This is a genomic window from Streptomyces sp. NPDC049597, from assembly GCF_040675505.1.
Classification (GTDB): Bacteria; Actinomycetota; Actinomycetes; order Streptomycetales; family Streptomycetaceae; genus Streptomyces.
On sequence record NZ_JBFAOY010000021.1, the window covers coordinates 92,651 to 116,587 of the forward strand.

Annotated in this window: 17 protein-coding genes; 5 read left to right on the plus strand and 12 right to left on the minus strand. The window is 69.9% G+C overall.

What is annotated here, in order from left to right:
• Positions 1 to 98 precede the first annotated feature (98 nt).
• Entirely contained in the window at positions 99 to 683 is a 585-nt protein-coding gene (locus tag AB0K02_RS23190) for a histidine phosphatase family protein (protein ID WP_365994406.1), read from the plus strand.
• A 227-nt stretch (positions 684 to 910) separates the two neighbouring features.
• Here AB0K02_RS23190 and AB0K02_RS23195 read toward each other — a convergent pair whose 3' ends face one another.
• The 4 genes from AB0K02_RS23195 to AB0K02_RS23210 all read right to left on the minus strand — a co-directional run bounded on the left by AB0K02_RS23195 (position 911) and on the right by AB0K02_RS23210 (position 3,745).
• The gene (locus AB0K02_RS23195) at positions 911 to 1,513 is read right to left on the minus strand and encodes a hypothetical protein (protein ID WP_365994407.1); all 603 of its coding nucleotides are present in this window, start codon (positions 1,511 to 1,513) and stop codon (positions 911 to 913) included.
• A 127-nt stretch (positions 1,514 to 1,640) separates the two neighbouring features.
• Entirely contained in the window at positions 1,641 to 2,513 is an 873-nt protein-coding gene (locus AB0K02_RS23200; protein WP_365994408.1) for a peptidase, read from the minus strand.
• Between the two features lie 91 nt (positions 2,514 to 2,604).
• Complete coding sequence (locus AB0K02_RS23205) at positions 2,605 to 3,189, minus strand: hypothetical protein (RefSeq protein WP_365994409.1); 585 nt, start codon at positions 3,187 to 3,189, stop codon at positions 2,605 to 2,607.
• Positions 3,190 to 3,202: 13 nt separating this feature from the next.
• Positions 3,203 to 3,745 (minus strand): hypothetical protein, encoded by a 543-nt coding sequence (locus AB0K02_RS23210; protein ID WP_365994410.1) that lies wholly within the window; start codon positions 3,743 to 3,745, stop codon positions 3,203 to 3,205.
• Positions 3,746 to 3,890: 145 nt separating this feature from the next.
• On the opposite strand from AB0K02_RS23210, the gene AB0K02_RS23215 reads away from it, so the two are divergent.
• The gene (locus tag AB0K02_RS23215) at positions 3,891 to 5,906 is read left to right on the plus strand and encodes a S8 family serine peptidase (RefSeq protein ID WP_365994411.1); all 2,016 of its coding nucleotides are present in this window, start codon (positions 3,891 to 3,893) and stop codon (positions 5,904 to 5,906) included.
• Positions 5,907 to 5,988: 82 nt separating this feature from the next.
• Here the strand turns inward: AB0K02_RS23215 and AB0K02_RS23220 are convergent, their stop codons facing one another.
• Positions 5,989 to 7,992 carry a glycoside hydrolase family 15 protein gene (locus AB0K02_RS23220; protein ID WP_365994412.1) on the minus strand — a complete coding sequence of 668 codons (2,004 nt, stop codon included), beginning with the start codon at positions 7,990 to 7,992 and terminating at the stop codon, positions 5,989 to 5,991.
• Positions 7,993 to 8,265: 273 nt separating this feature from the next.
• On the opposite strand from AB0K02_RS23220, the gene AB0K02_RS23225 reads away from it, so the two are divergent.
• Positions 8,266 to 9,003 (plus strand): TetR/AcrR family transcriptional regulator C-terminal domain-containing protein, encoded by a 738-nt coding sequence (locus AB0K02_RS23225; RefSeq protein WP_365994414.1) that lies wholly within the window; start codon positions 8,266 to 8,268, stop codon positions 9,001 to 9,003.
• Positions 9,004 to 9,012: 9 nt separating this feature from the next.
• Here AB0K02_RS23225 and AB0K02_RS23230 read toward each other — a convergent pair whose 3' ends face one another.
• The 3 genes from AB0K02_RS23230 to AB0K02_RS23240 form a co-directional block, all read right to left on the minus strand.
• A complete protein-coding gene (locus AB0K02_RS23230) occupies positions 9,013 to 9,801 on the minus strand; it encodes a leucyl/phenylalanyl-tRNA--protein transferase (protein ID WP_365994415.1) in 789 nt (262 codons plus the stop codon).
• Positions 9,798 to 13,073: an amino acid adenylation domain-containing protein gene (locus tag AB0K02_RS23235; protein WP_365994416.1), complete on the minus strand. Its 3,276-nt coding sequence runs from the start codon at positions 13,071 to 13,073 to the stop codon at positions 9,798 to 9,800. Before AB0K02_RS23235 ends, AB0K02_RS23230 begins: the two co-directional genes overlap by 4 nt.
• Positions 13,074 to 13,145: 72 nt before the next feature.
• Positions 13,146 to 16,319, minus strand: a complete 3,174-nt coding sequence (locus AB0K02_RS23240; RefSeq protein WP_365994417.1) for an EAL domain-containing protein — start codon at positions 16,317 to 16,319, stop codon at positions 13,146 to 13,148.
• 368 nt (positions 16,320 to 16,687) lie between these two features.
• On the opposite strand from AB0K02_RS23240, the gene AB0K02_RS23245 reads away from it, so the two are divergent.
• Together AB0K02_RS23245 and AB0K02_RS23250 are read left to right on the plus strand one after the other, a co-directional pair.
• Positions 16,688 to 17,896 carry an MFS transporter gene (locus AB0K02_RS23245; RefSeq protein WP_365994418.1) on the plus strand — a complete coding sequence of 403 codons (1,209 nt, stop codon included), beginning with the start codon at positions 16,688 to 16,690 and terminating at the stop codon, positions 17,894 to 17,896.
• The gene (locus AB0K02_RS23250) at positions 17,893 to 18,039 is read left to right on the plus strand and encodes a hypothetical protein (RefSeq protein WP_365994419.1); all 147 of its coding nucleotides are present in this window, start codon (positions 17,893 to 17,895) and stop codon (positions 18,037 to 18,039) included. Before AB0K02_RS23245 ends, AB0K02_RS23250 begins: the two co-directional genes overlap by 4 nt.
• Positions 18,040 to 18,063: 24 nt before the next feature.
• On the opposite strand, the gene AB0K02_RS23255 is transcribed toward AB0K02_RS23250, so the two are convergent.
• The 4 genes from AB0K02_RS23255 to AB0K02_RS23270 all read right to left on the minus strand — a co-directional run bounded on the left by AB0K02_RS23255 (position 18,064) and on the right by AB0K02_RS23270 (position 23,868).
• Entirely contained in the window at positions 18,064 to 18,951 is an 888-nt protein-coding gene (locus AB0K02_RS23255; RefSeq protein ID WP_365994420.1) for a glycosyl hydrolase, read from the minus strand.
• A gap of 953 nt (positions 18,952 to 19,904) precedes the next feature.
• The gene (locus AB0K02_RS23260) at positions 19,905 to 21,554 is read right to left on the minus strand and encodes a right-handed parallel beta-helix repeat-containing protein (RefSeq protein WP_365994421.1); all 1,650 of its coding nucleotides are present in this window, start codon (positions 21,552 to 21,554) and stop codon (positions 19,905 to 19,907) included.
• Positions 21,554 to 22,537, minus strand: a complete 984-nt coding sequence (locus AB0K02_RS23265; protein WP_365994422.1) for a UDP-glucuronic acid decarboxylase family protein — start codon at positions 22,535 to 22,537, stop codon at positions 21,554 to 21,556. The genes AB0K02_RS23260 and AB0K02_RS23265 overlap by 1 nt, the downstream gene beginning before the upstream one ends.
• A complete protein-coding gene (locus tag AB0K02_RS23270; protein WP_365994423.1) occupies positions 22,522 to 23,868 on the minus strand; it encodes a UDP-glucose/GDP-mannose dehydrogenase family protein in 1,347 nt (448 codons plus the stop codon). The genes AB0K02_RS23265 and AB0K02_RS23270 overlap by 16 nt, the downstream gene beginning before the upstream one ends.
• Between the last annotated feature and the right edge of the window lie 69 nt (positions 23,869 to 23,937).

A 23,937-nucleotide genomic window follows, 5' to 3' on the forward strand; every position in this document is an offset into this window, starting at 1 on the left:
TTCAGCCAAGGGCGTGAGTCCTGAATCACTCCCGTGCGCCCCCTCTGGGTAGGGTGCGTGCCGCACGACTGCCGCACACGGGCACACCGGAGAGGCTGATGACGACACGGGTGACGCTGGTCTCCCCCGCGACGAGTGAGGCGCTGCGAAGCGTCCGTTTCGACGACGACACCCCGCTCGACCCGGCGGGGATCGCGCGTGCCGAGGGCGCCGCGGCCGGGCTCCCCCCGGCCGCCCTCGCCTTCGCCTCACCGTCCCGCCGCTGCCGCGAAACCGCCCGGGCCCTCGGGCTGGACGACGTCGCACCTGAAGCTGCCCTCGCCGCCTGCGACATGGGCCGCTGGCGCGGACGGACACTGGACGACGTCGCGGCCGCCGAGGCGGAATCCGTGGCCCTTTGGCTGAACGACCCCACCGTCGCGCCTCATGGCGGGGAGGCCCTACGGGACGTACGGATCCGGGTCGGCGCCTGGCTCGACGCTCTTCGCGGCGACCCGGCCCCGCGCGTCGTCGCCGTCGTCGAACCCGACGTTGTCCGCGCCGCCGTCGTCCATGCCCTCGCCGCCGCCGATCACGCCTTCTGGCGCATCGACGTCCGCCCGCTGACCGCCACCGAACTCAGCGGCCGCGCCGAGCGCTGGAACGTCCTGAGCGGCCGCCCCCTGGAGCCGCACGGCTCCTGAAGGGTGCGCGCCGCTCAGGCCTCACCCTGCAGACCCCTGGTGGACGCGGGCGCCCGATCGGCCCGTCGCCAGCGGCTCGCTCGTGAACTTCTCGCTGCCGAGCCGCCCCTGGTCCGCTTGCCCCGCTGATACAGCCCGGGTAGAACGGCGAGGCTCTCGTCCTGGCCCGACAGGCGGTCCTGTGACCGTCAGCAGCACGCAGGCCGAACTCGGGTCGCCAGGCCTGTTCAGCCGAACATGTGCGCGTAGGGGTCGGGTTCGCCGGTCATGGGGTCCAGGCCGGCGTGGAATCGGCGTTCCTGCTCCAGGTGGTGGACGAACGTTCCCACATGTCCCCACAGTGACAGGTCACTGAGGGGACATTTGTCGAACTCGGCGGTCATGAGTCTGCGGAGGAACTCAGCCATGCCGCATTCGAACACTGCCCAGCGCGGTGATCCGTGACGGCGCCAAACCACCACCGGCCACCGGTCCGGATCCGCACTTGTCATCAGCCAACCCAGCTCGTTTGCGTTGCAGCCGCTCCCCCACGGCAGGACTCGTTCCGCGCCCAGCTGAACCCCGGGAACGCCTCCGTCCATGGCCCACAGCTCGCGCAACCCCTCGATGTGGCCGGAGATCGCCCCTGCCCAGTTCCCGCCCGACAGAGGCGAGTGGATGCCCAGGTCATCGATGGAACCACCGCCGTACAGGGCCATGAAGGCCTGGTAGTCACCGGGCAGAGAAGTACCCAAGTGTGCTTCAGCTGCCGCCCAGTCGACGTGCTCGTCAGCGCCGTAATCGTTGGGCATGATGCGCAGCAGCGCGTCGACATCGGCCCGACCTGCCATTTTCCCTCCCGGTTGTCCGCGTCCAGCGCACCGTATCGGGACGTACCGACAAGCACCCCATGGCGTTCGGGCCTCGACCTTGCCCAGCGCGTCGTGCTCGTCCTGGGTGTCGGTGATCCGGGGCCCGTCAGCGCGCGCGGCTGCGGCGGCGGTACGCGTACGCCACGAGCAGCGCTGCGACAACCGAGACGAGGCCGCCGAGCGTGAGCAGTGCCGTCTGGGGCTTTCCGTCGCGCTGTGGCGTGCTGATGGTGATGCGGCCGGTGGTCTCGCGTGTGACGAGTCCACTGGAGAGGGTCAGCCGTGCGGTCCACGCACCGCCCGGCAGTCGCGGGTCGAGTGCGGTGGTCGCGACCGTCGAGCGGCCGCGGCCGACCGTGCCCGCGTTGACGTTGAACGGGCCTGCGAACGCGCCGCCCGGTCCGTTGGACAGGGTGAGTTTGCCCGTGAGGTCGAGGGCCCGGCCGCCGGTGTTCTTCACGTGGGCCGTGACCATCGGTGCGCCGTCGGCGGCGCGGGTGGCGGTGAGATCGTCGATGCGGAAGTCCGAGCGTGGTTCGCCGCCGGGCCCGACGGACAGATAGATGCGCACCCCGGCGCGGGCCGCGTGGCGTACCTGCTTCGAGGGGTCGCGTTCGGGACTGATCTCCGCCCAGACGACACCGTAGTGTTCGCCGCCGGTCGCATGCTTCGCCACGGTGATCTCGGTCCACACGGTGGCCGTCTCGTCGGGGTCCAGGACGAGTTCGTCGTGCTCGAGCCTCACCCATCTGGTGAGCTCGTTGCCGGTGCGACCGGGGGCGAAGGCGAAGCCGTCCTTGTGGACCGCTGCGGCCGCGGGGTAAAGCTGTACGCGGTGTCGCCTGTCCGACAGGTTGGTGACCGCGATCCGCCGGCGAATCTGCTGGCCCGGTTTGATGTGGTCGATGATGTACCGGTGGGCACGGTTGTCGTCGCGGCGGCTGACCGGTGCGTCGACGATCCGGATCCCGACGCTCACGTCGTCAGTCGCCCGCCGCGGTGCCTCCGCGGCAACAGGCGCGACGGATCCGAGGAGCAGCGACAGAGCAAGGAGCAGTCCACCCACGGGCTCACGCCACCGAATGGGTCACCGTCCCGCTGTAGAGTCCGCCGACAGCCTCCTGCGGAATGGTGATCTCCAGGGTGGGGTTCCAGCTCGCGCTGTTGTTTCCGCTACCCGAGGTGTGGGAGAACGCGGTGCGTGGCCGCTCCAGGCTGGTGCGGCTGGCACGCGTGGGCTGGCCCGGCACGAATTCGCCGTTGCCGGTGGTGGAGGTCGCCGGCCCGGACCAGTAGTCCACCAGATTCGGCGGAACGGTCTCGGTGGGCTGGTCCGTTCCGGTGTCGAACTGCGTCGCGACCACCTGCGCTGTCCACGTGGCGTCTGCCGCGGCCCGTTGGTCTCTCACCGTCACGGTGCCGAGCTGACCGCTGATCGTCTGCCCCGGGAACCCGGACCCCAGGTCGCGCGCGGCGGGCACCTCGATCGTGAGGTTCGCTGTGGCCACGGTGAATGTCACGGTCGTGTCCCCCGACGGCCCTTGGGCTACCGCAGGCGGCGAAACCGCGCCGACAACGGCGGCGGCGATGACACACGAAATCAATGATCTTCTTCGCACGGAATGACCATAGCCGGGTATCTGATGAAATGTCATTATCCAGTCCCTTTCATGCGACTGAGTGGGTGACGGTCCCGGTGTAGGTGCCGCCGACGGCGGTCGCCGGCACGGCGACGATCAGCGTCGGCTGCCAGGCGGTGGTGTTGTTGCCGTTGCCCGACGTCTTGCTGAACGCCGTACGCGGGACGCTCAGGCTCTGCACCTGCGCGCTCGTGGCCTGGCCCGGAACGCGAGTGCCGGGGCCGATGGTGCTGGTGACCTGACCCGACCAGTACGAGACCTGACTCCGGGAGATCTGCCGGGCGGCGCCGCCGCCCGGCGTGGTGAAGTCGGTCGCCGCCACCGTCGCGGCCCAGACCGCCGGCCGGCTGCCCCGCGTATCCGAGACCCGGACTTCGCCGGGTTGCCGGCTGGTCGATGAGCCGGGGAAAGCCGTGCCGACATTCACCGCGGCCGGCACGGTGATCGACAACGTGCCCGGCGGCTGAGCGACGCGTTCCCCGGCGTAGCTCGCCACAGGCTGGGCCGCGCCGGGCAGCACCGACACCACGACCGCCGACCCGACGCCCACAAGCGTCCACAGCATTTGCACGCCGCGACTATAGATCCCCCTGCGGGTGATTTTGACACACCGTCACCCGATCAGACGGTTTCTTCCGCGCTTCGACCGGTTAGCGTTCCTCGACCGCTTTCACCCATCCGCGTTTTTCGGCGGATCTTCGTCCGGGAGCCTCCCCATGCGCAAGTCCGCGCGCACAGCGTCGTACACCGTGCTCGCCCTGGCCCTCGCCGCCGCTGCCAGCCCCGCCCTGTCCATGCCGGCGTCGCACCACGGCCGCACGGAAGCGACCCGGCTCGCCGGCGACAGCAAGGACCACCAGCCCACCCTCATCCGGTTGCGCACCCGCACCTTCGACCCGACCACACCGGACGCGGAACGCTCGCGGCCGCGGGGACGCCTGCGGTCGGAGGTGGGCCGTGCGTACCTGGTCCAGTTCACGACCGCACCGCGCGACAGCCACCGCGCCGCGCTGGCGGCCCTCGGAGCCCGGATCGGCGCCTACATTCCCGACGCCGCGTATGTGGTGCGCATGGACGAAGCGACTCGGGTACAGGTCGCCGCACTGCCCTTCGTGCGATGGGTCGGCCGGTACGACGCCGGCGACAAGGTCGAGGGCGGGGCCGCGCCGTCGAGCAGCGGCCGATACCTCATCACGCTCGTGGAACGGAACGCCGCCGACCAAAGGGCGGTGGTCAAGCGGATCAAGGCGCTCGGCGGGAAGGTGCACGTCGCATCGGCGAGCCGGCAACTGATCGAGGCGACCCTGGAGCCGGCGCAGGCGCTTGCCGTGGCGCACCTGGACGCGGTGCTCGCGCTCGACGTCTGGACGGCACCGGAAGTGGACATGAACAACGCCCGCGTCGCCGGCGGCGCCGACACCATCGAGACCGCCCAGGGGTACCTCGGCCAAGGCGTACGCGGCGAGGTGATGGACACCGGGCTGCGCACCACGCACCAGGAGTTCGCGGCGTTCCCGCCGATCATGCACACCGCCAACACCACCAGCACGAGCCACGGCACCTCGACGTACGGGCAGATCTTCTCCTCCGGAGTGAACGCCACTGCCCGCGGTCTGCTCCCCCAGGCGCAGCCGATCTTCGCCAACAACCAGGTGTCCGACCGGTGGACGCACACCTCCCAGCTCGTCGACCCGGCAGGTCCCTACCGGGCGGTGTTCCAGTCCAACAGCTGGGGCAGCGCGCTGACGTTCGGCTACAACTCCACGTCGGCCGCGATGGACGACATCGTCTTCGACCACGACATCCTGATCTGCCAGACCCAGGGCAACACGGGCAACCGCTCTGCCCGGCCGCAGGCGTGGGCGAAGAACGTGGTGTCCGTCGGCGGCGTCTACCACTACGACACCGTCTCCCGCACCGACGACGCGTGGAACGGCGGCGGGAGCATCGGCCCTGCCGCGGACGGGCGGATCAAGCCCGACCTGTCGAACTACTACGACGCGGTCTACACCACCGCGAGCGGCAGCGACGCCGCGTACACCGGCACGTTCAGCGGCACCAGCGCCTCCACGCCGATCACCTGCGGCTATGCGGGCCTCATCTTCCAGATGTGGGCCGACGGGGTCTTCGAGGGCGGCCCCGGTCAGGACCGCGACGTCTTCACGTCCCGGCCGCATGCCGCCACCGCGAAGGCGCTGCTGATCAACTCGGCCGATCAGTACGCCTTCACGGGCGAGTCCCACGACCTGGCCCGGATGAAGCAGGGCTGGGGTACGGCCAGCGCCGGCAACCTGTACCAGAAGGCGCAGGACAACAACTGGCATCTGCCGATCCTGGTCAACGAGACCGACGTGCTCGCCGGCGGCCAGACCGCGACGTACACGCTGACCACCGACGGCAGCGAGCCGCTGAAGGCGACGATGGCCTACACCGACCCCATGGGCTCACCGTCGGCGGCCCAGGCGCGGGTCAACGACCTGACCCTGAAGCTCACCGCCCCGGACGGCACCGTGTACTGGGGGAACAACGGACTCGCGGCCGGCAACTGGTCGACACCGGGCGGCTCGGCCAACACCGTCGACACCGTGGAGAACGTGTTCATCCAGAATCCGGCCGCCGGCACCTGGACCATCCAGGTCGTCGCCAGCCAGGTCAACGTGGACGGACACGTGGAAACGCCCGCGACCGACGCCGACTTCGCCCTGGTCACCACCGGAAAGGTCACCGGCTGAGGCTCCACTGCGACGTCAGGGCGGTTGGCCGTCCAGGAGCGGCATGGCCCGGTCCGGGGACTTCCGGACCGGGCCCGACCTCTCAGCCGATGCTCGCCGCCGCTCGAGAGCCGCCGGGTCGACGCCGTGGAGGCTGTGCCGCCGTCGTCGCCGCTCTGACCCCGGGAGGGCCCGCACGGCAGCTGTCAGCCGTTCTCCATGCTGCGGCGTCGCCCGAACCCGGGCCGTCCCCCGGCCCCGCCGGCCGCGCTGTCGATGGTGCCCGGCGTCCATGGCGGGGTCCGGGCCCTCCCGCCGGCACCGGTGGTGCCGACAGGGCGAACGCCGTCTCCACCAGGGCGATGTGGCTGAAGGCCTTCGGCGCGTTGCCCAGTTGGCGGCCGGTGTCAGGGTCCCACTGCTCGGCGAGCAGACCGACGTCGTTGCGGATGGCGAGGACCCGCTCGAAGGCCTCCCTGGCCTGCTGCGGATGCCCGGTGGCAGCGAGTCCGTCGGCGTACCACAGGGAGCACGACACGAACGCGCCCTCGGGGCCGCGCATGCCGTCCACACCGTGCACGCCGTGGCCGTCGGGCTCGTACCGCCGCACGAATCCCCCGTGGGCCAGCTGCCGCATCGCCCGCACCGTGCCGCGCACCCGTTCGTCCCGGGCAGGCAGGAAGCCGAGCCTGGGGATCAGCAGTGCCGAGGCGTCCAGGGCCGATGAGCCGTAGGACTGCACGAACGATCTCCTGTGGGCATCCCAGCCCTCACGGCAGACCTCCCGGTGCACGTCGTCGCGCATGACGCGCCACTGGTCCAGGCACCGGTTCCTGCCGAGCATTTCCCCCATGCGCACGGCCCGGTCGGCGGCCACCCATGCCATGACCTTGGAGTGCACGAACTGCCGCCGGGGTCCCCTCACCTGCCACAGCCCCTGGTCCGGCTCGTGCCAGTGCCGCTGGAGGTGGCCCATGAGCGCTTCGACCAGGCTCCACACGTGGGCCGGCATGGGAATCCCGGCCCGCAAGCACAGCCAGAGCGTGTCCAGGACCTCGCCGTAGGTGTCCAACTGGTACTGGTTCACCGCCGAGTTCCCGAACCGGACCGGCCGCGATCCCTCGTAGCCGGGCAGCCACGGCGCCTCGGTCTCGGGCAGGAGCCGCTGGCCTCCGACGCCGTACACGGTCTGCAGATCGGCGGCGGCGCCCGCGATGGCCCGCACGAGCCAGTCCAGCCATGCCGTCGCCTCCTCCCGGTAGCCGCTGCGCAGCAGGCAGGACAGGCTCAGGGTGGAGTCGCACAGCCAGCAGTAGCGGTAGTCCCAGTTGCGCTCGCCTCCGATGTCCCCCGGGAGCGAGGTGGTCGGCGCGGCGACGATGCCCCCCGTGGGCGCGTAGGTGAGCGCCTTGAGCGTGATGAGGGAACGCACCACCGCCTCCCGCCACGGGCCCTGGTAGCGGCATTGGGCGCTCCATCGCCGCCAGTAGTCACTCGTCTCCTTCAGCGCCGTCTCCGCCGGAACGGACAGCGGTGCGGGCGGCTCCGGCCGGTGCGACGGCGACCACACCAGTGTCAGGGACAGGCGCTGGCCTGCTGAAACGGTGAACTCCAGGACCGTGGAGTCGTCGTTGTGCAGGGCCGGCACGGAACCGTCGGCGTGGAGCCAGACGGCGTCCGGCCCGGCGACCGCGAGCGTGCCGGATTCGGCGACCCGGATCCACGGCACGACACGGCCCTGGTGGAAACGCAGCCGTAGTTCGCTGCGCATGTGCACCGAGCCCGACAGGCCCTCGACCATACGGACGACGCCCGGCAGCTGGGTGCGCGGCGGCATGAAGTCCGTGACCCGGACCACGCCGGTCTCGGTGACCCACTCCGATTCCAGGACCAGCGTGTCCGGTTGGTAGGCCCGACGAGTACAGGGACGGCAGGCGGCGGGAGCCACCCGCCAGAATCCGTTGTTCTCGGTGCCGAGCAGAGCGGCGAGGCAGGCCGGCGAGTCGAATCGGGGCAGGCACAGCCAGTCCAGGGACCCGTTCCTGCCGACCATGGCGGCGGTTTCCAGATCACTGATGAGGGCGTAATCCTCGATGAGTGTGCTCATGATCGATACCTAGGTCCTGGCGCTTTGCACCTGGTCGCGGGCGGCTGTGGACCTGTCGGCGGGTCCCGCGTCGCTGATACGGGTTGTCCCGTCACCACGCGCTCCCGCGCTGCGTTGCCATCGCCGGTGGCACCGGCCGCTGTGGGGATGCGGCCGGCCGCACCGCGTGACAAAACCATATATTTACGATGTATACTTACATTTTCTACCCGGATGTGCGTAGAGTCAATCAGGCGGATCACCGCTCGGGGGCGATCAGCTGGAGGCGAGGGCATGGCCGAGGACAGGGCGAAGTCAGGAGGGGCGACCGGGGACACCGCGGCGGCTCCGGCGCGCAGGGCAGGCGACCGCGGTCGCTACGGCCGGCTGAGCCGGGAGCGTCTCCTTGCCACCGCGCTGGAGCTGGTGGACCGCGATGGCCTCTCGGCGCTGAGCATGCGGCGGCTGGGCGCCGAGCTCGACGTGGAGGCCATGGCTCTCTACCGGTACGCCGCCGGCAAGGACGCCCTCCTGGACGGCCTGGTCGAAGCCTTGTACGTCGAACTCGAGGAGCGTCTGGCCGCCGGGGCCGAGGCGTCCACCTGGCGTGCCGAGCTGGCCCGGATCGCGCAGGCCACGTACGCCGTCTGCCTGACCCATCCCCATGTGGTGCCGCTGCTCGCGACCCGCATGCTGGCCGTCCCGCTGGCGCGCCGGCCCCTCCCGGTCCTGAAGCACCATGAGCGCGTGCTCGCGCTGCTGCGGGGAGCGGGGCTCGACGAGGTCCGTTCCGCGGCCGTCTTCCGTTCCTTCACCGGCTGGGTCCTCGGTTACGTCTCCGTGGAGCTGCAGGCCATGGTGGACAGCCCGGAGGAATCCGAGCCCGCGTTCCGCCTCGGCCTGCACCGGATGCCACCGCAGGAGCTCCCCACGCTCCGGGACACGGCCGCCGCCCTCGCCGAACAGAGCGGTCCCGAGGCCCTGACCGCCGGGCTGGACGCGCTGCTCGCGACGTTCGGCAGGACGGAGTGAGGAAAGAGGTCAGCGCGATCCTGCCGGCTGGGCGAGGCGGCGGGCGGGCAGGGTGGCTGTGGGCATCGGCGGGCTGTCGCACGCGGCGGGTCGCAGGTGCCGCACGTACTGCTCTCGCGGTACGAGGATGCCGCCCAGGCCACGGACGTGCGGGCTGTCCCGCTGCGCGTCGAGCAGCACGCCGCCGGCCTGTCCGAAGCGCGCCGCGAGGTCGGTCACCGCGACCTTCGAGGCGCCGGAACGGTGGAAGAACATCGAATCCATGCTGAAGACGGATCCGACCCGCAGGCCGAAGACGCCGCCGACCAGATTGCCGTCCTCCCACACCTCGACGCTGTGAGCATGACCGAGATCGTGCAGGTGGATCAGGCTTGCTATCAGCTCCTCCGTGAGCCACGGGGGGCTGCGGTCGCCGCGGCATGCGCGGACGACACGCTCGAACTCACGGTCCAGGGTGGTTGACCACGGCAGGCTGTTGCGCAGCCGGCGGGCGAGGCTCCGGCTGAGGTGCACGGCCGAGACGGGCAGCACCGGCCTCGGGTCGGGCGACCACCAGGAGACGGCATAGGGATCGGCCGGCTCCTCCCCCACGAGCCGTATGCGGCCCTCCTGGACCTGATCGGCGAAGACCACTTCGTTGAGGGTGCGGGCGTACTCGTTGTATGCCGGGAACGGATAGACCCCGGCGCGGTACGCCGCCAGGAGGCTGGCGGGACTGAGATCGGCGCAGAAGGCCACCGGACCGTCGGCCGCTCCTTCCGTGACGTCGAGCGCCTCCCAGCCGTGGCATCGGCTCACCACCGTGCAGCTCCCTGATCCGGGCTCGTCACGGGCAGGACGTAGCCGATCTGTTGGAGGAAGTCGATGTGGCGGTCCATCATCTCCGCGTCCACCGGGGGAACCTCGATCCCGGCCTCCATCAGCGCCCGTTCCGCGTTGGTACGGGTGAAGGCCGGGAAGACGCCCTGGAAGTACATCTCGCTCACGGTGATGTCGGCGCGGTGGCACCGGTCGACGAAGAGCGGGACGAACGGGGTCATCGGGTCGGTGGGGTGCCCGGCCGCGTACTTCACCAGAGCGGCGATCCACTCGGCGTACGGGACTTCCCGGACGGGGTAACCCCGCACGCGCATGCGCTCGGCGAGCGAGTGCAGTGGGGCGGAACGCGGGTTGGTGAGGTGGTAGACGTCACCGCGGGCGGGACGGTGGGTGGAGATGTGCCCCAGTGCGCGGGTGAGGCAGTCGGCCGACAGAAAGTCCAGCAGCAGCCGGACGTCAGGGCACAGTCCGGTCCGCGCGATGAAGGCGATGAGAGCGCACATCTCGCTGCTGGTGTTCATCACGCCGGTCCCACTGTTGCCCGTGACGTCCATCAGGCGGTAGACGGCGACGGGCAGGCCCGCGTCGGACGCCTTCTTCAGCAGCGCCTCGGCGACCCATTTGCTCTCCACATATCCCACCGACAGATACTCGGGGAAGCCCAGCGGCGTGCTCTCTGTCACCGCGCGCACCCCTGCGGTCCCGAATCCGGCGAGCACCGCCATGGTGGAGACGTAGTGGAGTGGGACGGCCCTTCGGGCGGCCAGGCGGATCATCTCGTACGTTCCGTCGACATTGGCCGCACGCAACTCGTGGTACGGATAGATGAAGTTGACCTGGCCGCCGAAGTGGTAGACGGCGTCGATGGTCGATCCCAGCTCTTCGAAACGGCCGGGAGGCAGCCCCAGTCCGGGCTTGCCCAGGTCGCCGACGACCGGCTGGACGCGCTCGCTGGACAGGTCGCTGAGGAGGTACCGCTGGTGACTCGCCCGGATCCGCTCCATGCCGTGCCGGTCGTCGGAGGCCCTGACCAGGCAGAGGATCCGGCCCGTCGTCCTGCGCAGCAACTCGTCGATCATGTGCGCGCCGCAGAAGCCCGTCGCCCCGGTGAGGAGGACGTCACCGGGGTGCCGGGGGTCCGGTGCCGGCGCGTCACCGCCTATCGCCGGAAGGAGCCGGTCCGTCTCGGCGGCGAAGTCGATTCTGCCGCCGTCCGGATGCGCCAGTGTGCCGGCACGTGCCCGGCGCACGGACTCGGCGAACGCGGCGAGCGTCGGGCACAGCAGCAGTGACCGGGTCAGGTCGCGGATCTGCGTGACGCCGATGCCGAACACGATGCGGGTCCGGGCGAGCATCTCCATGGCCAGGAGCGAATTGCCGCCCAGCTCGAAGAAGTCGTCGTGCGGACGAACGTAGTCCACGTCCAGGACCTGGCCCCACAACTGGGCCATCCCGTGCAGCACCGGACGGTCGTCGGCGTCGTCCGTCGCTGCGGCGGTCCTGGGTTCCGGCACGGCGCTGCGGTCGAGCTTTCCGTTGGGCGTGACGGGCAGCAGGTCCACCTCGTGGAAGGCTGCCGGGATCATGTAACCCGGCAGGGTCTCGGCGAGCGCCGACCGCAGCCGGGGGCGCAGCGCGGCTCCGTCGCCGGTCGCCGGCGCGGCCGGCGTGTAGTACGCGATGAGGTCCCGGTCGCCGTTGTCGCGGGCGCGGGCGACCACCATCGCCTGGCCGATCTCCGGGCGGGAGACGAGCGCGGCCTCGATCTCCGCCGGGTCGACCCGGAACCCGCGGATCTTCATCTGGTCGTCGACCCGGCCCAGGACTTCCAGGTTGCCGTCGAGGCGCCAGCGGCCCAGATCCCCCGTGCGGTACATCCGCTCACCCGGCCGCGAGCCGTGCTGGTCGGGAAGGAACTGCTGCGCGGTCAGGGCGGGTTGTCGCCAGATTCCGCGCGCCAGCCCCGGGCCGCCGATGTAGATCTCGCCGCGCTCGCCCGGCGGCACCGGGCGCAGTTCGGCGTCGACCACGTGGACGTGATTGTCCTCCAGGGGCCTGCCGACCGGTGCGACGGCGGTGTCCGGGGCGGCGAGCACCTCTTCGTTCAGGTCGCAGAGCGTGGAGGTGATGGTGGTCTCGGTGAGCCCGTAGGCGTTGACGAGCCGAGCGCCGGGGATCCGGCACAGAATGGCGCGGCACTGCTTCGCGGTGACGGTCTCGCCGCCGACGATGACGAGCCTCAGCGACGCGAGGATCTCCCCGCGGTCGGCGACGGAGACGAGCCGCTGCCAGTAGGCGGGCGTCAGGTCGGCGACGGTGATGCCGTGCTCCGGAAGGCGGTGCAGCAGGTCGGTGGGCGCCCACGGCCGTGTTCCTGCGAGGACGAGCGTCGCGCCGCTGATCAGCGTGGCGAAGATCTGCTCCAGTGACGTGTCGAAGCCGAGCGCGGCGGCGTGCAGCACCCGGTCGCCGGGCGTCAGTCGGTATGCCTGGGCGACCGCGGTGAGGGAGTGGCTCAGCGACCGGTGGCTGATCATCACGCCCTTGGGGGGGCCGGTGGATCCGGAGGTGTAGATCACGTAGGCGAGGTCGTCCGGCCGGGGGCCGCGTGCCGGCCGCGGTGCCTCCGCCGGCGCCTGCGTGTCCGGTTCCCCGGCGTCGACGATCCGCGCCTCGCACCCGGCGAACATCGGGGCGTGCTCGGGACTCGAGATGATGAGGCGTGACCCGGTCTCCGCGACCAGTGCGACCATCCGTTGCCGTGGTGTGGCCGGGTCGAGGGGCAGGAACGCACCGCCGGAGCTCAGCACCCCCAGCAGCGCGACGACCAGCTCGGGCACGCGGTCGAGGCACACGGTGACGACGGATTCCGCGTCTGTGCCCGCCCGCCGCAGCCGGTGGGCGAGCCGGTCGGCGCGGCCGATCAGCTCGGCGTAGCTGAGCTGCCCCTCGTCCGAGAGCACCGCGAGAGCGGACGGCTCACGCCTCGCCCGCTCCCGGACCAGCTCGGGCACGGTGCATGGCGCGGACCCCGGGGGCCGCGGCTCGGCGCGGGCGCTTGCGGGCCGCATGTCCGTCCACACGCGGTCGACCAGGCTCGCGCACCACGCGGCGGACGCCGGGCCGCCGATTCGGTGCCACCCGGCCGGAATCCGGCGATCGGCGGGCCAGATCGCGTACTGCTCCTCGTCGTTGCGCAGCACGACGCACAACGCGGCCGACGTACCCGGCGGGCGATCACGTTCCGTCACCTTGGGTCTCCTGCCTCGCGCGGCGTCCTGTGGAGCACGGCCTGCGCTTCCCGCGGGAGAGGGCGGCCGTCATCACCGCTTCCCTTCCGCAGGCGCACCAGGCGATCCGGCCAGGCGTCCGAGGGGCGGCGCGAGGACGAGATGCTCCGCCTCCTCGGCGCTGACCGGCTCGGCGAAGAGATACCCCTGGCCGAAACGGCAGCCCATGGAGATCAGCAACTCCTGCTGCCGCACGTTCTCCACTCCTTCGGCGATCACCGTGAGGCCGAGGGTGTCCGCGAGATGCGTGATGCCCTCGACCAGCGCGAACTGTTCGGGCGAGCGCCCGAGTTCGTCGATGAACGATTTGTCGATCTTCAGAATCGAGATCGGGAACTCGCGCAGATAGCTCAGTGACGAGTAGCCCGTGCCGAAATCGTCAATCGCGAAGCGGACCCCGAGGTCGGTGAGGGAACCCATCTCGGCCAGAATACGCTCGTCGTTGGACATCAGCACACTTTCCGTCAGTTCCAGTACCAGAGACGACGGGTCGATTCCGGAGAGATCCAGGGCGCGCCGGATCACCTGATAGAACGCCTCGTCGCGGAACTGACGCGGCGACACATTCACGCTGACGTACGGTGCGCCGCGGTCGGTCATCCCGTTGTGCCGCACGAAGCCCTCCCACCGGACAGCCTCCTCCGCGGCCCGGTCGAGCACCCAGGCGCCGAGCGGCACGATCTGCCCGCTCTCCTCCGCCAGCGTGATGAAGTCCTCCGGCAGCACCATGCCGCGTGCGGAGTGGGGCCAGCGGACGAGGGCCTCGAAGCCGGCTATCTGACCGCTGGTCAGCTCCACGATGGGCTGGTAGAGCACCATGAACGCGGTCTCGATCGGTGAACTGTCCAAGCCCTCCTGCATCCTTGCACGCTCCGCCATGCCGCTCTGCAGATCCGGGTGGTAGCGGCGCCACCGTCGCTTGCCCGCCGTCTTCGCCGCGTACAGCGCGAGATCGGCGTGCGTCAGCAGTTCGACGGAGTCGATGCTGTCCTCCGTCGTCGCGACGCCGACGCTGGCATACATACTCACCGGGCCCACACTGAGGCGGAACGGCTCGGCGAAGACGGCCATCACATGCTCGGTGAACCGCTCCACGCCTGCCGTCGTGACGGAGCCCTCCACCAGGATCGCGAACTCGTCACCGCCGATGCGCGCGGCGGTGTCGGAGGCACGGACGGCGGTCTGGAGCCGGAGGGAGAGCGCGACCAGGAGTTCGTCGCCCACGTTGTGGCCGTGTATGTCGTTGACGACCTTGAAGTCGTCCACGTCGACGAAGAGCACGCCGACCACCGTGCCGTCGCGCTGAGCCTGGATCAGGGCGTGGCCGACCCGGTCCTGGAAGAGCAGACGGTTGGCCAGGCCCGTGAGCGAGTCGTGGAACGCCTGGTGGGTGAGTTCCCGTTCGAGCTTGCGCTGTTCGGTCACGTCCCGCAGGGTGAGCACCACCCCGCCGACGGTCACCTCCTCGCGCAAATCGCTCCACCTCACCTCGACCTCGATGAACACCCGGTCGGCGCGGGCCATGCGCCAGTGCTCGCGCATGGTCTGCTTCTCCCCGCTGCGCATCCTGCCGAGCGTCTCGACCACCGCGCGGCTCTCCTGCAGCGGCACCAGATCGAGGAGGTAGGTGCCCTCCAGGTCCGGAATGCCGAGCATCTGGTCGGCGGAGGGGCTGGCGTAACGGACCCGGTCGTCGTCGTCGAGGATGAAGATGACGTCGGAGGCGTTCTGCACCAGCGTGCGGAAGTACGCCTCGCTGTTGCGCCGATTGACCTCTTCGGCGAGGGCGACCCGCGCCACGGCAAGTGCCGTCTGCGCGGCGAGAGTCGCCAGCGTTTCCCGCAGCACGAGCAGGTCCTCCTCGTCGCCGGCCATGACGAGCACCCCGATCAGCGAATCGCCTGTGGGGTGGTCCTGCGAGCTGAGCGGGCAGACGAGCGCATGACCGTGGCGGGTCGACTCCCCGTCGCCCGCGAGGTCGGCGGCGAGGTAGGGTCCCAGACCGTCGAGGGCCACCAGGCGGTTCTCGCCGGACGCGGTCAGTTCCCGTACCGCCGCGGTCACGCGCGCGGACAGGGGCCCGCGCACGCCGTCGTGTCCCCCGTTCAACCAGAGCATGTTGTCCGACAGGGTGAGCAGCGCGGAACGGGGCGAGCCGTGCTGCAGCAGGTCCGTCACGGCGGTGTGGGCGGCGGCGGCCACATCCCGCACATCGCCCGCTCCGCCCAGCGACGACACCGCCATGCGCAGCACCTTCTCCCGGCCGACTGCCTGCCGGTGGGTCGCCACCACGCCCGCCAGGCGGTAGAGCACCAGCCCGAAGAGCACTGCGGAGAACACCCCGATGACGCCGACATTGTTGCTCTCGCCGCGTACCGCCTGCGTCAGGAGCAGGGCCGGGGCGATCAGCGACGCCAGGATGAGCAGGCTCAGCTGGCCCGTGCCGGTATCGGGGCGCCGTTCCACCGGCCGGGTCAGCGACCGCATGGACGGATCGAGCGCGGCGGCGGCCCAGGCGCCGTACAGGACGGCCCAGCCGAGCTCGACCGCGGAGCCCGTGCGCCAGACGCCGTTCAGTTGTATCAGGCCGTAGGCGACGTCGGCGGTGAGCAGGCCGACGGTGCCCACGGTGAGCAGCATGAGCGAGAGGCTCTTGCCGCCACGGCCGACCAGCAGGCGCAGCAGCATCGCCAGAACGAGGACGTCGCCGAGCGGATAGGCGATGGAGAACGCCTTCTGCACCCAGCTGAGACCCTCGACTCGGGAGTACGGCTCGATGAGGAAGAGCCACGACAGCAGGGCCAGACCGACTGTCAGCATCAGCGCGTCGACGAGGCTCGCGCGGTCGCGATGGGCCGTGCGCCAACGGACGAAGCCCAGCATCCCGGCCGCATAGAGCGGATACGCCGCGAGGTAGAAACCGTCGTTGATCGACGGGAACGGGACTTCCTGCTGCGACTGGATGAGGACGATCTGGGTGACCTGGCCCGAGGCGAAGGCCAGGTTTCCCGAAGCCAGGAGCAGCCAGGGGAGTCGATGCTCCGGGCGGTTGAGAACGACGCCCAGGACGATACCGACGACGCCGGTCATCGAAATGGCGACGAAGAGCAGCCGATGCTCAGGAAATGTGTAGTAAATGGCAGTCAGCGCGACGATACACGCACTGACCGCGGCCATCGCGGACCGGCTTCGCAGTCGCGCGTTCACCCAATTCACCTCCTGTGGAGGGCTACTCGTCAGGCGGACCGAGCTGGGCGAACGGCACCGGGCGACGGCGGAGAAGCCCGTGGGACCGGGCTGACGAAAGGGAATTCCTCCAGGGCCGAGTCGGCACTCGTCCCCAGCCGCCTGTGAACACGATCGCCGGCATACGCGGTTGCTGGTATACGGGCTCCTTCTCGCCGAGACATCGACGTGTCCTCCATCCAGACTACTCGGCTCGCCATCTCCCGCACGCGCACAAAGCGACACCGCTCCGGGTAGCGGCACACCGCCCCATGCGTCAAAATGGAGGGCGCGGAATGCGGACCGGACCACCCAGTGACGCTCGGCTCCTGACGGAGCGTGGAGTCCCCATGCTCTACGATTACCGCCGGATCTTTTCTCCTGCAGGCAGTCTGCTTTTCTCCGCCGCAGGTTTCATTTCGCGCCTTCCGTTGTCGATGATCGGCATCGGCATCGTCACGATGCTGTCGCAGCTCGGCGGTGATTACGCGCTCGCCGGCTCGGTCTCCGCCACGCAAGCGCTTGCCACCGCGGTGATCGGGCCGCAGATCTCCCGGCTGGTCGACCGGCACGGCCAGCGCCGGGTCGTCCTCCCCGCGACGGCCGTGACGGTCGCCGCCGTCGCCGCGCTGCTGCTGTGTGCCCGGTACGCCGCCCCGGTCTGGACGCTGTACGTCGCGGCGGCGGTAGCGGGCTGCATGCCCAGCATGGGCGCGCTCGTCAGGGCCCGCTGGGCGGAGATCCACCGGGAGTCACCGCGGCTGCTGCACACCGCTTACTCGATGGAGTCGGTGCTCGACGAGGTGATCTACGTCGTCGGCCCGATCCTGGCGATCACTCTGTCGACCAGAGGCTTCGCCGAGGCCGGACCGATGGCGGCCGGGGTCCTGCTCGCCGTCGGCGTCCTGCTGTTCGCCGCCCAGCGACGTACGGAACCGCCGGTGCGCCCCGAGCCGCAACGCGCCGGGAGCTGGGCGCTGCGCATCCCGGGGCTCTTCCTGCTGGTGCTGGCGCTGACCTTGGTGGGCGCGTCCTACGGTTCTGTGGAGGTCGTGACGGTGGCGTTCTCCGACGCTCACGGCCACGAGGCCCTCTCCGGGCTGCTCCTCGGCGTGTTCGCGCTCGGCTCGGGCCTTGCGGGCGCGGTGTTCGGCGCGATCAGCCCGCGGGGGGCGATCACGCGGCGGCTGCTGGTCAGCGTCTGCGTGATGGCGGTGACGATGGCACCCCTGTTGTTCGCGACGAGTCTCGCGATGCTGGCGGGAATGCTCTTCGTGGCGGGCATGTCCATCGCGCCGACCATGACCATCACGATGGAGCTGGTGGGGTGCCTGGCCCCGGCCGCCCAGCTCACCGAGAGCATCACCTGGATCGTCTCGGGTCTGTCCGTCGGGGTCGCGCTGGGCTACGCCGCGTCCGGGTGGGTGGTCGACGCGGCGGGGGCCTCGGCGGGCTACTGGGTGCCGTTCGGGGCGGCCCTGCTCGCCGCCTCGACGGTCTTCCTCTCTCTGCCACGGCTGACCCGCGCCAGCGCGCTGAGCGCGGCGGGACCGCGGTGACCGTTCTCGGTGCCGTGGCGGACGGCTCGATGCGGCGGCCGCGCGAGCCGTGGAACCCCGGCGCCCGCCCGACGCGACAACTGGGCCGCTGGACCTCGAAGGCCCCCGCCGCGCCGGACGCCGAAGAGCCCGTCGTGAACTGACGGGCCCTCCTGGACGCTTCGAGGCTAGCCTCCGAAGCGGAGCTTGTACTGCGCCTTGCCGTTCGGGAAGTCGTCCATCGTCCCGCCGCCCCAGTCCAGGTTGAAGTACGCCTGATACTTCGAGTCCTTGACCAGCTCGGCCATCCGGTCGATGAAGTAGGGCGAGTCGCCGCCTCCCGCGTAGTCGTTGCCCTTCTTGTACAGGCCCCATTCCGGGTAAGAAATGGGCTTGTGGTGAGCGGCGGCGAACGCCTTGAACTCGTTCACGCCCATGGTGGTGGTGAGCGTGTGGTTCCACCGCTGAGCCGGCGTGGCGCCCGGGTGGTGCCACCACACGTCGTAGATGTTCAGTCCGACGATGTCGACGTAGGAATCGCCGGGGTACAGCGTCTCGAAGGACGTGACCTTGCCCGAGGGGCCGACGGCCATGTTGTAGTCGAACTGGAAAGCCGCTCCGGGACGAGCACGCATGAGAGTGACCACGCGTCGGAACGTCGCCCGATAAGCTGCCGGGTCGTCAGTGCCCTGCCAGGGTCCGATGATCTTGTTGTTGCCCTCGTACCCGAGGCGCACGACCGAGTCACCCAAGCCGTTCTTGACCATCAGGTCGGCGAGCTCCCGGAACTGGCTGTCGTACTTGCCGGCGAGCGCGTCCGCGAAGGTGCCGCCCTTGGGCAGCATGTGCAGACCGAGAACGAACTGCCGATGCTCTTCGGCCCTCTTCCAGTCGCCCCAGTACGCGAACGCGTACTGATTCCACTTGGTGTTCTCAGACGGGTCCGCATAGTCGGTCGCGTGGACCTGCGGCCGGCTGAGCCAGGTCTGGAAGTTGTTGACGGCATCGGTTTTTCCAGGGCCGACATAGACACCCAGGCGGGAAGAGGTGACGGCCCCTTCGGACGGCACGACCATGAGCGAAAGGGTAGCCGCCGCCATGGCCAATACCGTCGCCATCTTTCGCTTCATTCGTGCCCTTCCTCATCGACTTACCACCAGGCTTTGGGCGCCGGGCCGCGCCTGAGCCGCCCGGGTCGCCCCGCGGCCTCGTCATTCTGAGGAAGGCCGCACATACGGGGCAACAAGAGATCGCTACTAGGAGGTTTCGTAGAGAAATGGGGCCTTGCCTGCGGACGCACAGGCGTGCTTACCGGGCCCAGGCGGTTTCGGGAAGGAACGTGCGCACTGCGAGCACACGGCTGGCGCATGCGGGGCGGGGAATGCGACGAGCGACCGCACGCCGCGTTCACGAAGGCGAGAAATGCCCGTTTTGAGAAAATTGCACGAGTATTCCCCAGCGGGTCTCCTGCTAACAGACATCGTTGGAGCCGAACGCGGCATGGCGGATGTCACATCATCCACGAGGCTGGAGCCGCGCCTGATCGGCGGGCCCATGGAGGCTCCGGAGAACCGTCCAACGGCTGATCACAGCCTCCGGGCCGCCGAGGCGGGGCGCGTCGGGCCCTTCGGGCGCGTCGGCCACCGCCGCAGAGCGGTGCGGGCACTCCTCACGCGTGCGACCGCAGATCACGTGCCACAGCCGAAGTGCGCCCCTCAGCGCGAGGACAGACGAGGACGGAGAGCACTGCCGGTCACACCGTGGACCGGCTCACCGGCCGGCATCACCGTGCGACGTTCGAACCGGCCGGAGGCGACACCGCCGACCAGCACCAGCGCGATCCGCTGGACGGCCAGGACAACAGCGACGACGGACGTCGCGGCGCGATGACGGACAGCGTGCAGACACTCATGCGAGCGCGACGAGCGGCAACGCTCGTCGCGATCGACAGAAGGTCAGTGGCGGAGGAAACGCACTCGACGCACACATCCCGCAAAGTGCTCGGGCGGACAAGACGGTGCTCGCCCGGTCAGCGCGTCGGCTGCGGGAGTACGGCACCGATCGGAAGCGCCCCGGTGATGCTCCGGCCGAAGTAGTCCACCGGCCCCGGGTCCACTCCGAACAACGACCGCAGGTCCAGGCCCTGTCCTGCGGGACTCGCGCACTCGGGCACCATGGCGGCGGTGCCGTCGGTGCGCGTGATGACCGGATCCCTGCCGCCCGCCAGGCAAGGGGCGGCCCGCACGCCGGTCGGTGTCCAACCGTGCCGCTCCTGGCCGACGGCCGAGCGCCAGTCCGCCAGGTCGGTGAAAGTCCGGTTCCCCCATCGCACGGTCCACGGCCCGGCGGCGTTGTAGTAGTCGTTGCCCTGCAGGACGATCTCGGCCGGTGTGTACGACTTCGCGGCGTCGATGAACGGGGCCCGGGAACTGACGAACAGGTTGTTGCGCAGCGCCACGCCGTGCGGTCCGCCCGACACCCGGACGACCGTCCCGTCCCCCTGCGCGGCACGCGTGAGCACGACCGTGTTGTTGTGGACCTGGAGGTCCTCGATCCGCGCGCCGTGCACCGTGAGGCCGCCGTTGCGGGCGAGCTTGCGCCCGTCGTTGCTGCTGATGTTGAAGCGGATGGTGTTGCCGTGATGCGCACCGTTCTCGAACCGGGTGTACGCGTGGTAACCGGCACCGTCATTGCCGAACGAGAGGTTGTACTGAATCGTCGAGAGCGAGGTGTTCTGGTCCAGCCCGAAGCCGCTGCCGTCCACGTGCGAGCCCGTGTGGTTCCGGTAGGACGCGTTGTGCTGGAACACCAGCCGGGTCGAGTCGTAGGCCCAGATCCCCACCGGTCCCTCAGGCGCGTCCGTGGCGGAGGCCGACCCGTTGTCGTGAGCGGTGGACCGCTCGACCTTCCCGTCGCGCACGCTGCCCAGGATGATGCCGTTGCCCGTGTGGCGGTCATGCGCGCCGGGATCGCCGGCGTTGTGATCCGCCTCGACACGGGACAGCGTGACGTCGTGATGGGCGAAGTCCGGTGACTCGGCGTCAAATCGCGGACCGTACGTCAACAGGCCCGCGTCCTTGTTGTCATGCAGCCGGGAGTCACTGACCCGCACGTCCGTGAAACCCGCCGCACCACTCCCCCCGCCCACCACCACGCCGTACCTGAAGCCGGATACGTCGACCCGTGACACACGGATGTGTTTCGACTTCCGGCCGCCCGGGTGGTCCGCGTAGAAACTGATTCCGCTCCCTCGCGCCAAGCTGTCGGCGTTGCCGACGATCCTCAGGTCGCGGATCTCCACGCCTGCGGTGTTGTGGACCGTGATGCCCGAGGCGCCGACAGCCCTGATCGTGGCGCGCCCGTTTCCGTAGGAGCCGATGATCAACGGCTTGCCCGGCTTGCCCGCCTGGTCGGCGCCCAGGCTCAGCCGCCCTCGGAAGCTGGCTCCCCCTTGGAGCAGCAGCCGGTCGTCCGGTTTGAATGCTTCGCGGTCGGCCCGGCCGAGGGTTCGCCATGCCGTGCCGGGCGACCGGCCGTCGTTCTTGTCGTCGCCGTCGGGGGCGACATAGAAGTCGTGCTGAGGGGTGTAGTGAGGAACGTCCGCGCAGCCGCTCGCCAGAGCGAGTCCCACCGCAACGGCAAGGGCTGCCTGCCACAGGCCCTTCACCCGTTCAGCCATCAGCACTCCACGGATTCCTCCAGAGCCCTGACCGGGCTCGTGGGCAGGTTCCGCGCCGCTCGCGACCTGAACCAGTCGACGGTGCGGCGCACGCCTTCCTCCACCACGATCTCCGGGCACCAGCCCAGCCGCATCCGGGCGCGCGCGATCACGGGACGCCGGCGTGCGGGATCGTCTTCGGGCAGCGGAAGGAAGCGCATCGGCGAACGCGATCCGGTCGCTCTCAGCACGAGCTCCGCCAGTTCCAGCACGGTGCGCTCGTCCGGGTTGCCGAGGTTGAACGGCCCGTAGTCAGTCGAATCGATCACTGCCACCAGGCCGCGGACCAGGTCGTCGACATAGGTGAAGCTCCGCGTCTGCTGACCGTCCCCGTAGATCGTGAGCGGCTCACCGTCCAGAGCCTGGCGGATGAAGCTGGACACCACACGACCGTCATGAGGGCGCATGCGGGGGCCGTAGGTGTTGAAGATCCGGACGATTCCGACGTCGGTGCCGAGGCTGCGCCGGTATGCCGCGGCGAGCGCCTCCGCGAAGCGCTTGGCCTCGTCGTACACGCTGCGTGGCCCGATGGGATTGACATGGCCCCAGTACGCCTCCTCCTGGGGGTGGACCTCCGGGTCCCCGTACACCTCGCTCGTCGAGGCCAGGACGAAACGGGCTCCGTGCCGGTCGGCCAGTTCCAGGGCGTTCTCCGTGCCGCGGCTGCCCACGGCGAGCGTCTGGAGCGGCAGGCGGTGGTAGTCGGGCGGAGACGCCGGGCTGGCGAGGTGGGCCACGACGTCCACCGGGCCGGACACGTTCATTCGCCGGGTGACATCGGCACGTATGAACTCGAACCGTGCGTTGCCCAGCAGGTGTGCGAGGTTCTCCGGCTTTCCCGTGGAGAAGTCGTCCAGGCAGCAGACCGAGTCACCTCTGGTCAGCAAGGCATCGCACAGATGCGACCCGACGAATCCCGCACCACCGGTCACGACGACACGCATGAGTTCCTCCTCGAGGCCGTTGCGGGCTGCGGGCGGCCGAGCGCGTGCAGCGTCCAGCCGGCCGAGCGCCACACCGCCGCGTCCAGGGTGTCGCGCGCGTCGAGCATCGCCGGGCGGCTCACCACCCTCGCGAGTTCGTGCGGGTCGAGGTCGCCGTACTCGGGCCAGGCGGTCAGGTGAAGCACGAGGTCCGCCTGCTCGCACGCCTTGGACACGTCGAGCGCGAATTGCAGTTCGGGGAAGGCTGCCCGGGCGTTGTCGAGCGCCTCCGGGTCATGGACGCGCACCCGCGCGCCCTCGCCCCTGATCGCGGCCGCGACCGCGAGAGCCGGCGAGTCACGCACATCGTCACTGTCCGGTTTGAAGGCCGCCCCCAGGACCGCGACATTGCGGCCGGCGAACGATCCGCCGATGAGCCGGCGGGCGAGCGCGACCGTGCGCCGGCGCTGCCGGGTGTTGATCTCGTCGACCTGGTGGAGGAAGGCCACGGCCTCGCCGACCCCGAGCTCCTCAGCGCGCGCCGCAAAGGCACGGATGTCCTTCGGGAAGCAGCTGCCCCCGAATCCGAGACCCGGCTGGAGGAAGCGGTGCCCGATCCGCGAGTCCTCGCCGACGGCCTCGGCGAGCGTCACCACATCGGCGCCCGCCGCATCGCACACCTCGGCCATGGCGTTGATGAACGAGATCTTCGTGGCCAGGAAGGAATTGGCCGCCACCTTCACCAGTTCGGCGGTGGCGGGATCGGTGCTGAAGAACGGGACGCCGGCGTGGATCATGGGAGCGTAGATCTCCCGGAGCACCGCGTCGGCGCGCTGCGACGCGACGCCCACCACGAGCCGTTCCGGCCTCATGGTGTCCTGGACGGCGAACCCCTCGCGCAGGAACTCCGGATTCCACGCCATCTCGACCTCGGGCGCGATCCGGCGCAGACGCCGGGCGAGCCGGGCCGTCGTGCCGACCGGGACCGTGGACTTGCCCACGATCAGACTCCCGGGGCGGACGCGCGGCGCCAGGCCGTCCACGACCGCGTCGACGTACCGCAGGTCGGCCGCGCAGGAATCGCGCCGCTGCGGCGTGCCCACGCAGACGAAGTGCGTATCGGCGAAAGCCGCGGCCTCGACGAGGTCAGTGGTGAAACGCAGTCGGCCCGATGCCACGGTCCTGGCGAGCAGGTCCCGCAGTCCGGGCTCGTAGATCGGCGGCCTGGCATCGGACAGCGCGGCGATCCGCTCGGCGTCGATGTCGAGGCCGAGGACCTCGTGCCCGATGTCTGCCATGCAGGCCGCGTGCACAACGCCCACATATCCGGTTCCGATGACTGTCATCCGCATGTCGATCTCCTTGCTGAGTCGTGCTGCCGGGCCGGCGAAAGCGGAGGAGCCGCCCGGTCGGTGCCGGTA

Excerpts from the sequence above, each read along its gene's own strand:
- AB0K02_RS23190 (WP_365994406.1), top strand. The coding sequence starts at position 99 with ATGACGACACGGGTGACGCTGGTCTCCCCCGCGACGAGTGAGGCGCTG.
- AB0K02_RS23195 (WP_365994407.1), bottom strand. The coding sequence starts at position 1,513 with ATGGCAGGTCGGGCCGATGTCGACGCGCTGCTGCGCATCATGCCCAAC.
- AB0K02_RS23205 (WP_365994409.1), bottom strand. The coding sequence starts at position 3,189 with ATGACATTTCATCAGATACCCGGCTATGGTCATTCCGTGCGAAGAAGA.
- AB0K02_RS23215 (WP_365994411.1), top strand. The coding sequence starts at position 3,891 with ATGCGCAAGTCCGCGCGCACAGCGTCGTACACCGTGCTCGCCCTGGCC.
- AB0K02_RS23220 (WP_365994412.1), bottom strand. The coding sequence starts at position 7,992 with ATGAGCACACTCATCGAGGATTACGCCCTCATCAGTGATCTGGAAACC.
- AB0K02_RS23225 (WP_365994414.1), top strand. The coding sequence starts at position 8,266 with ATGGCCGAGGACAGGGCGAAGTCAGGAGGGGCGACCGGGGACACCGCG.
- AB0K02_RS23245 (WP_365994418.1), top strand. The coding sequence starts at position 16,688 with ATGCTCTACGATTACCGCCGGATCTTTTCTCCTGCAGGCAGTCTGCTT.
- AB0K02_RS23255 (WP_365994420.1), bottom strand. The coding sequence starts at position 18,951 with ATGGTCGTGCCGTCCGAAGGGGCCGTCACCTCTTCCCGCCTGGGTGTC.
- AB0K02_RS23260 (WP_365994421.1), bottom strand. The coding sequence starts at position 21,554 with ATGGCTGAACGGGTGAAGGGCCTGTGGCAGGCAGCCCTTGCCGTTGCG.
- AB0K02_RS23265 (WP_365994422.1), bottom strand. The coding sequence starts at position 22,537 with ATGCGTGTCGTCGTGACCGGTGGTGCGGGATTCGTCGGGTCGCATCTG.
- AB0K02_RS23270 (WP_365994423.1), bottom strand. The coding sequence starts at position 23,868 with ATGCGGATGACAGTCATCGGAACCGGATATGTGGGCGTTGTGCACGCG.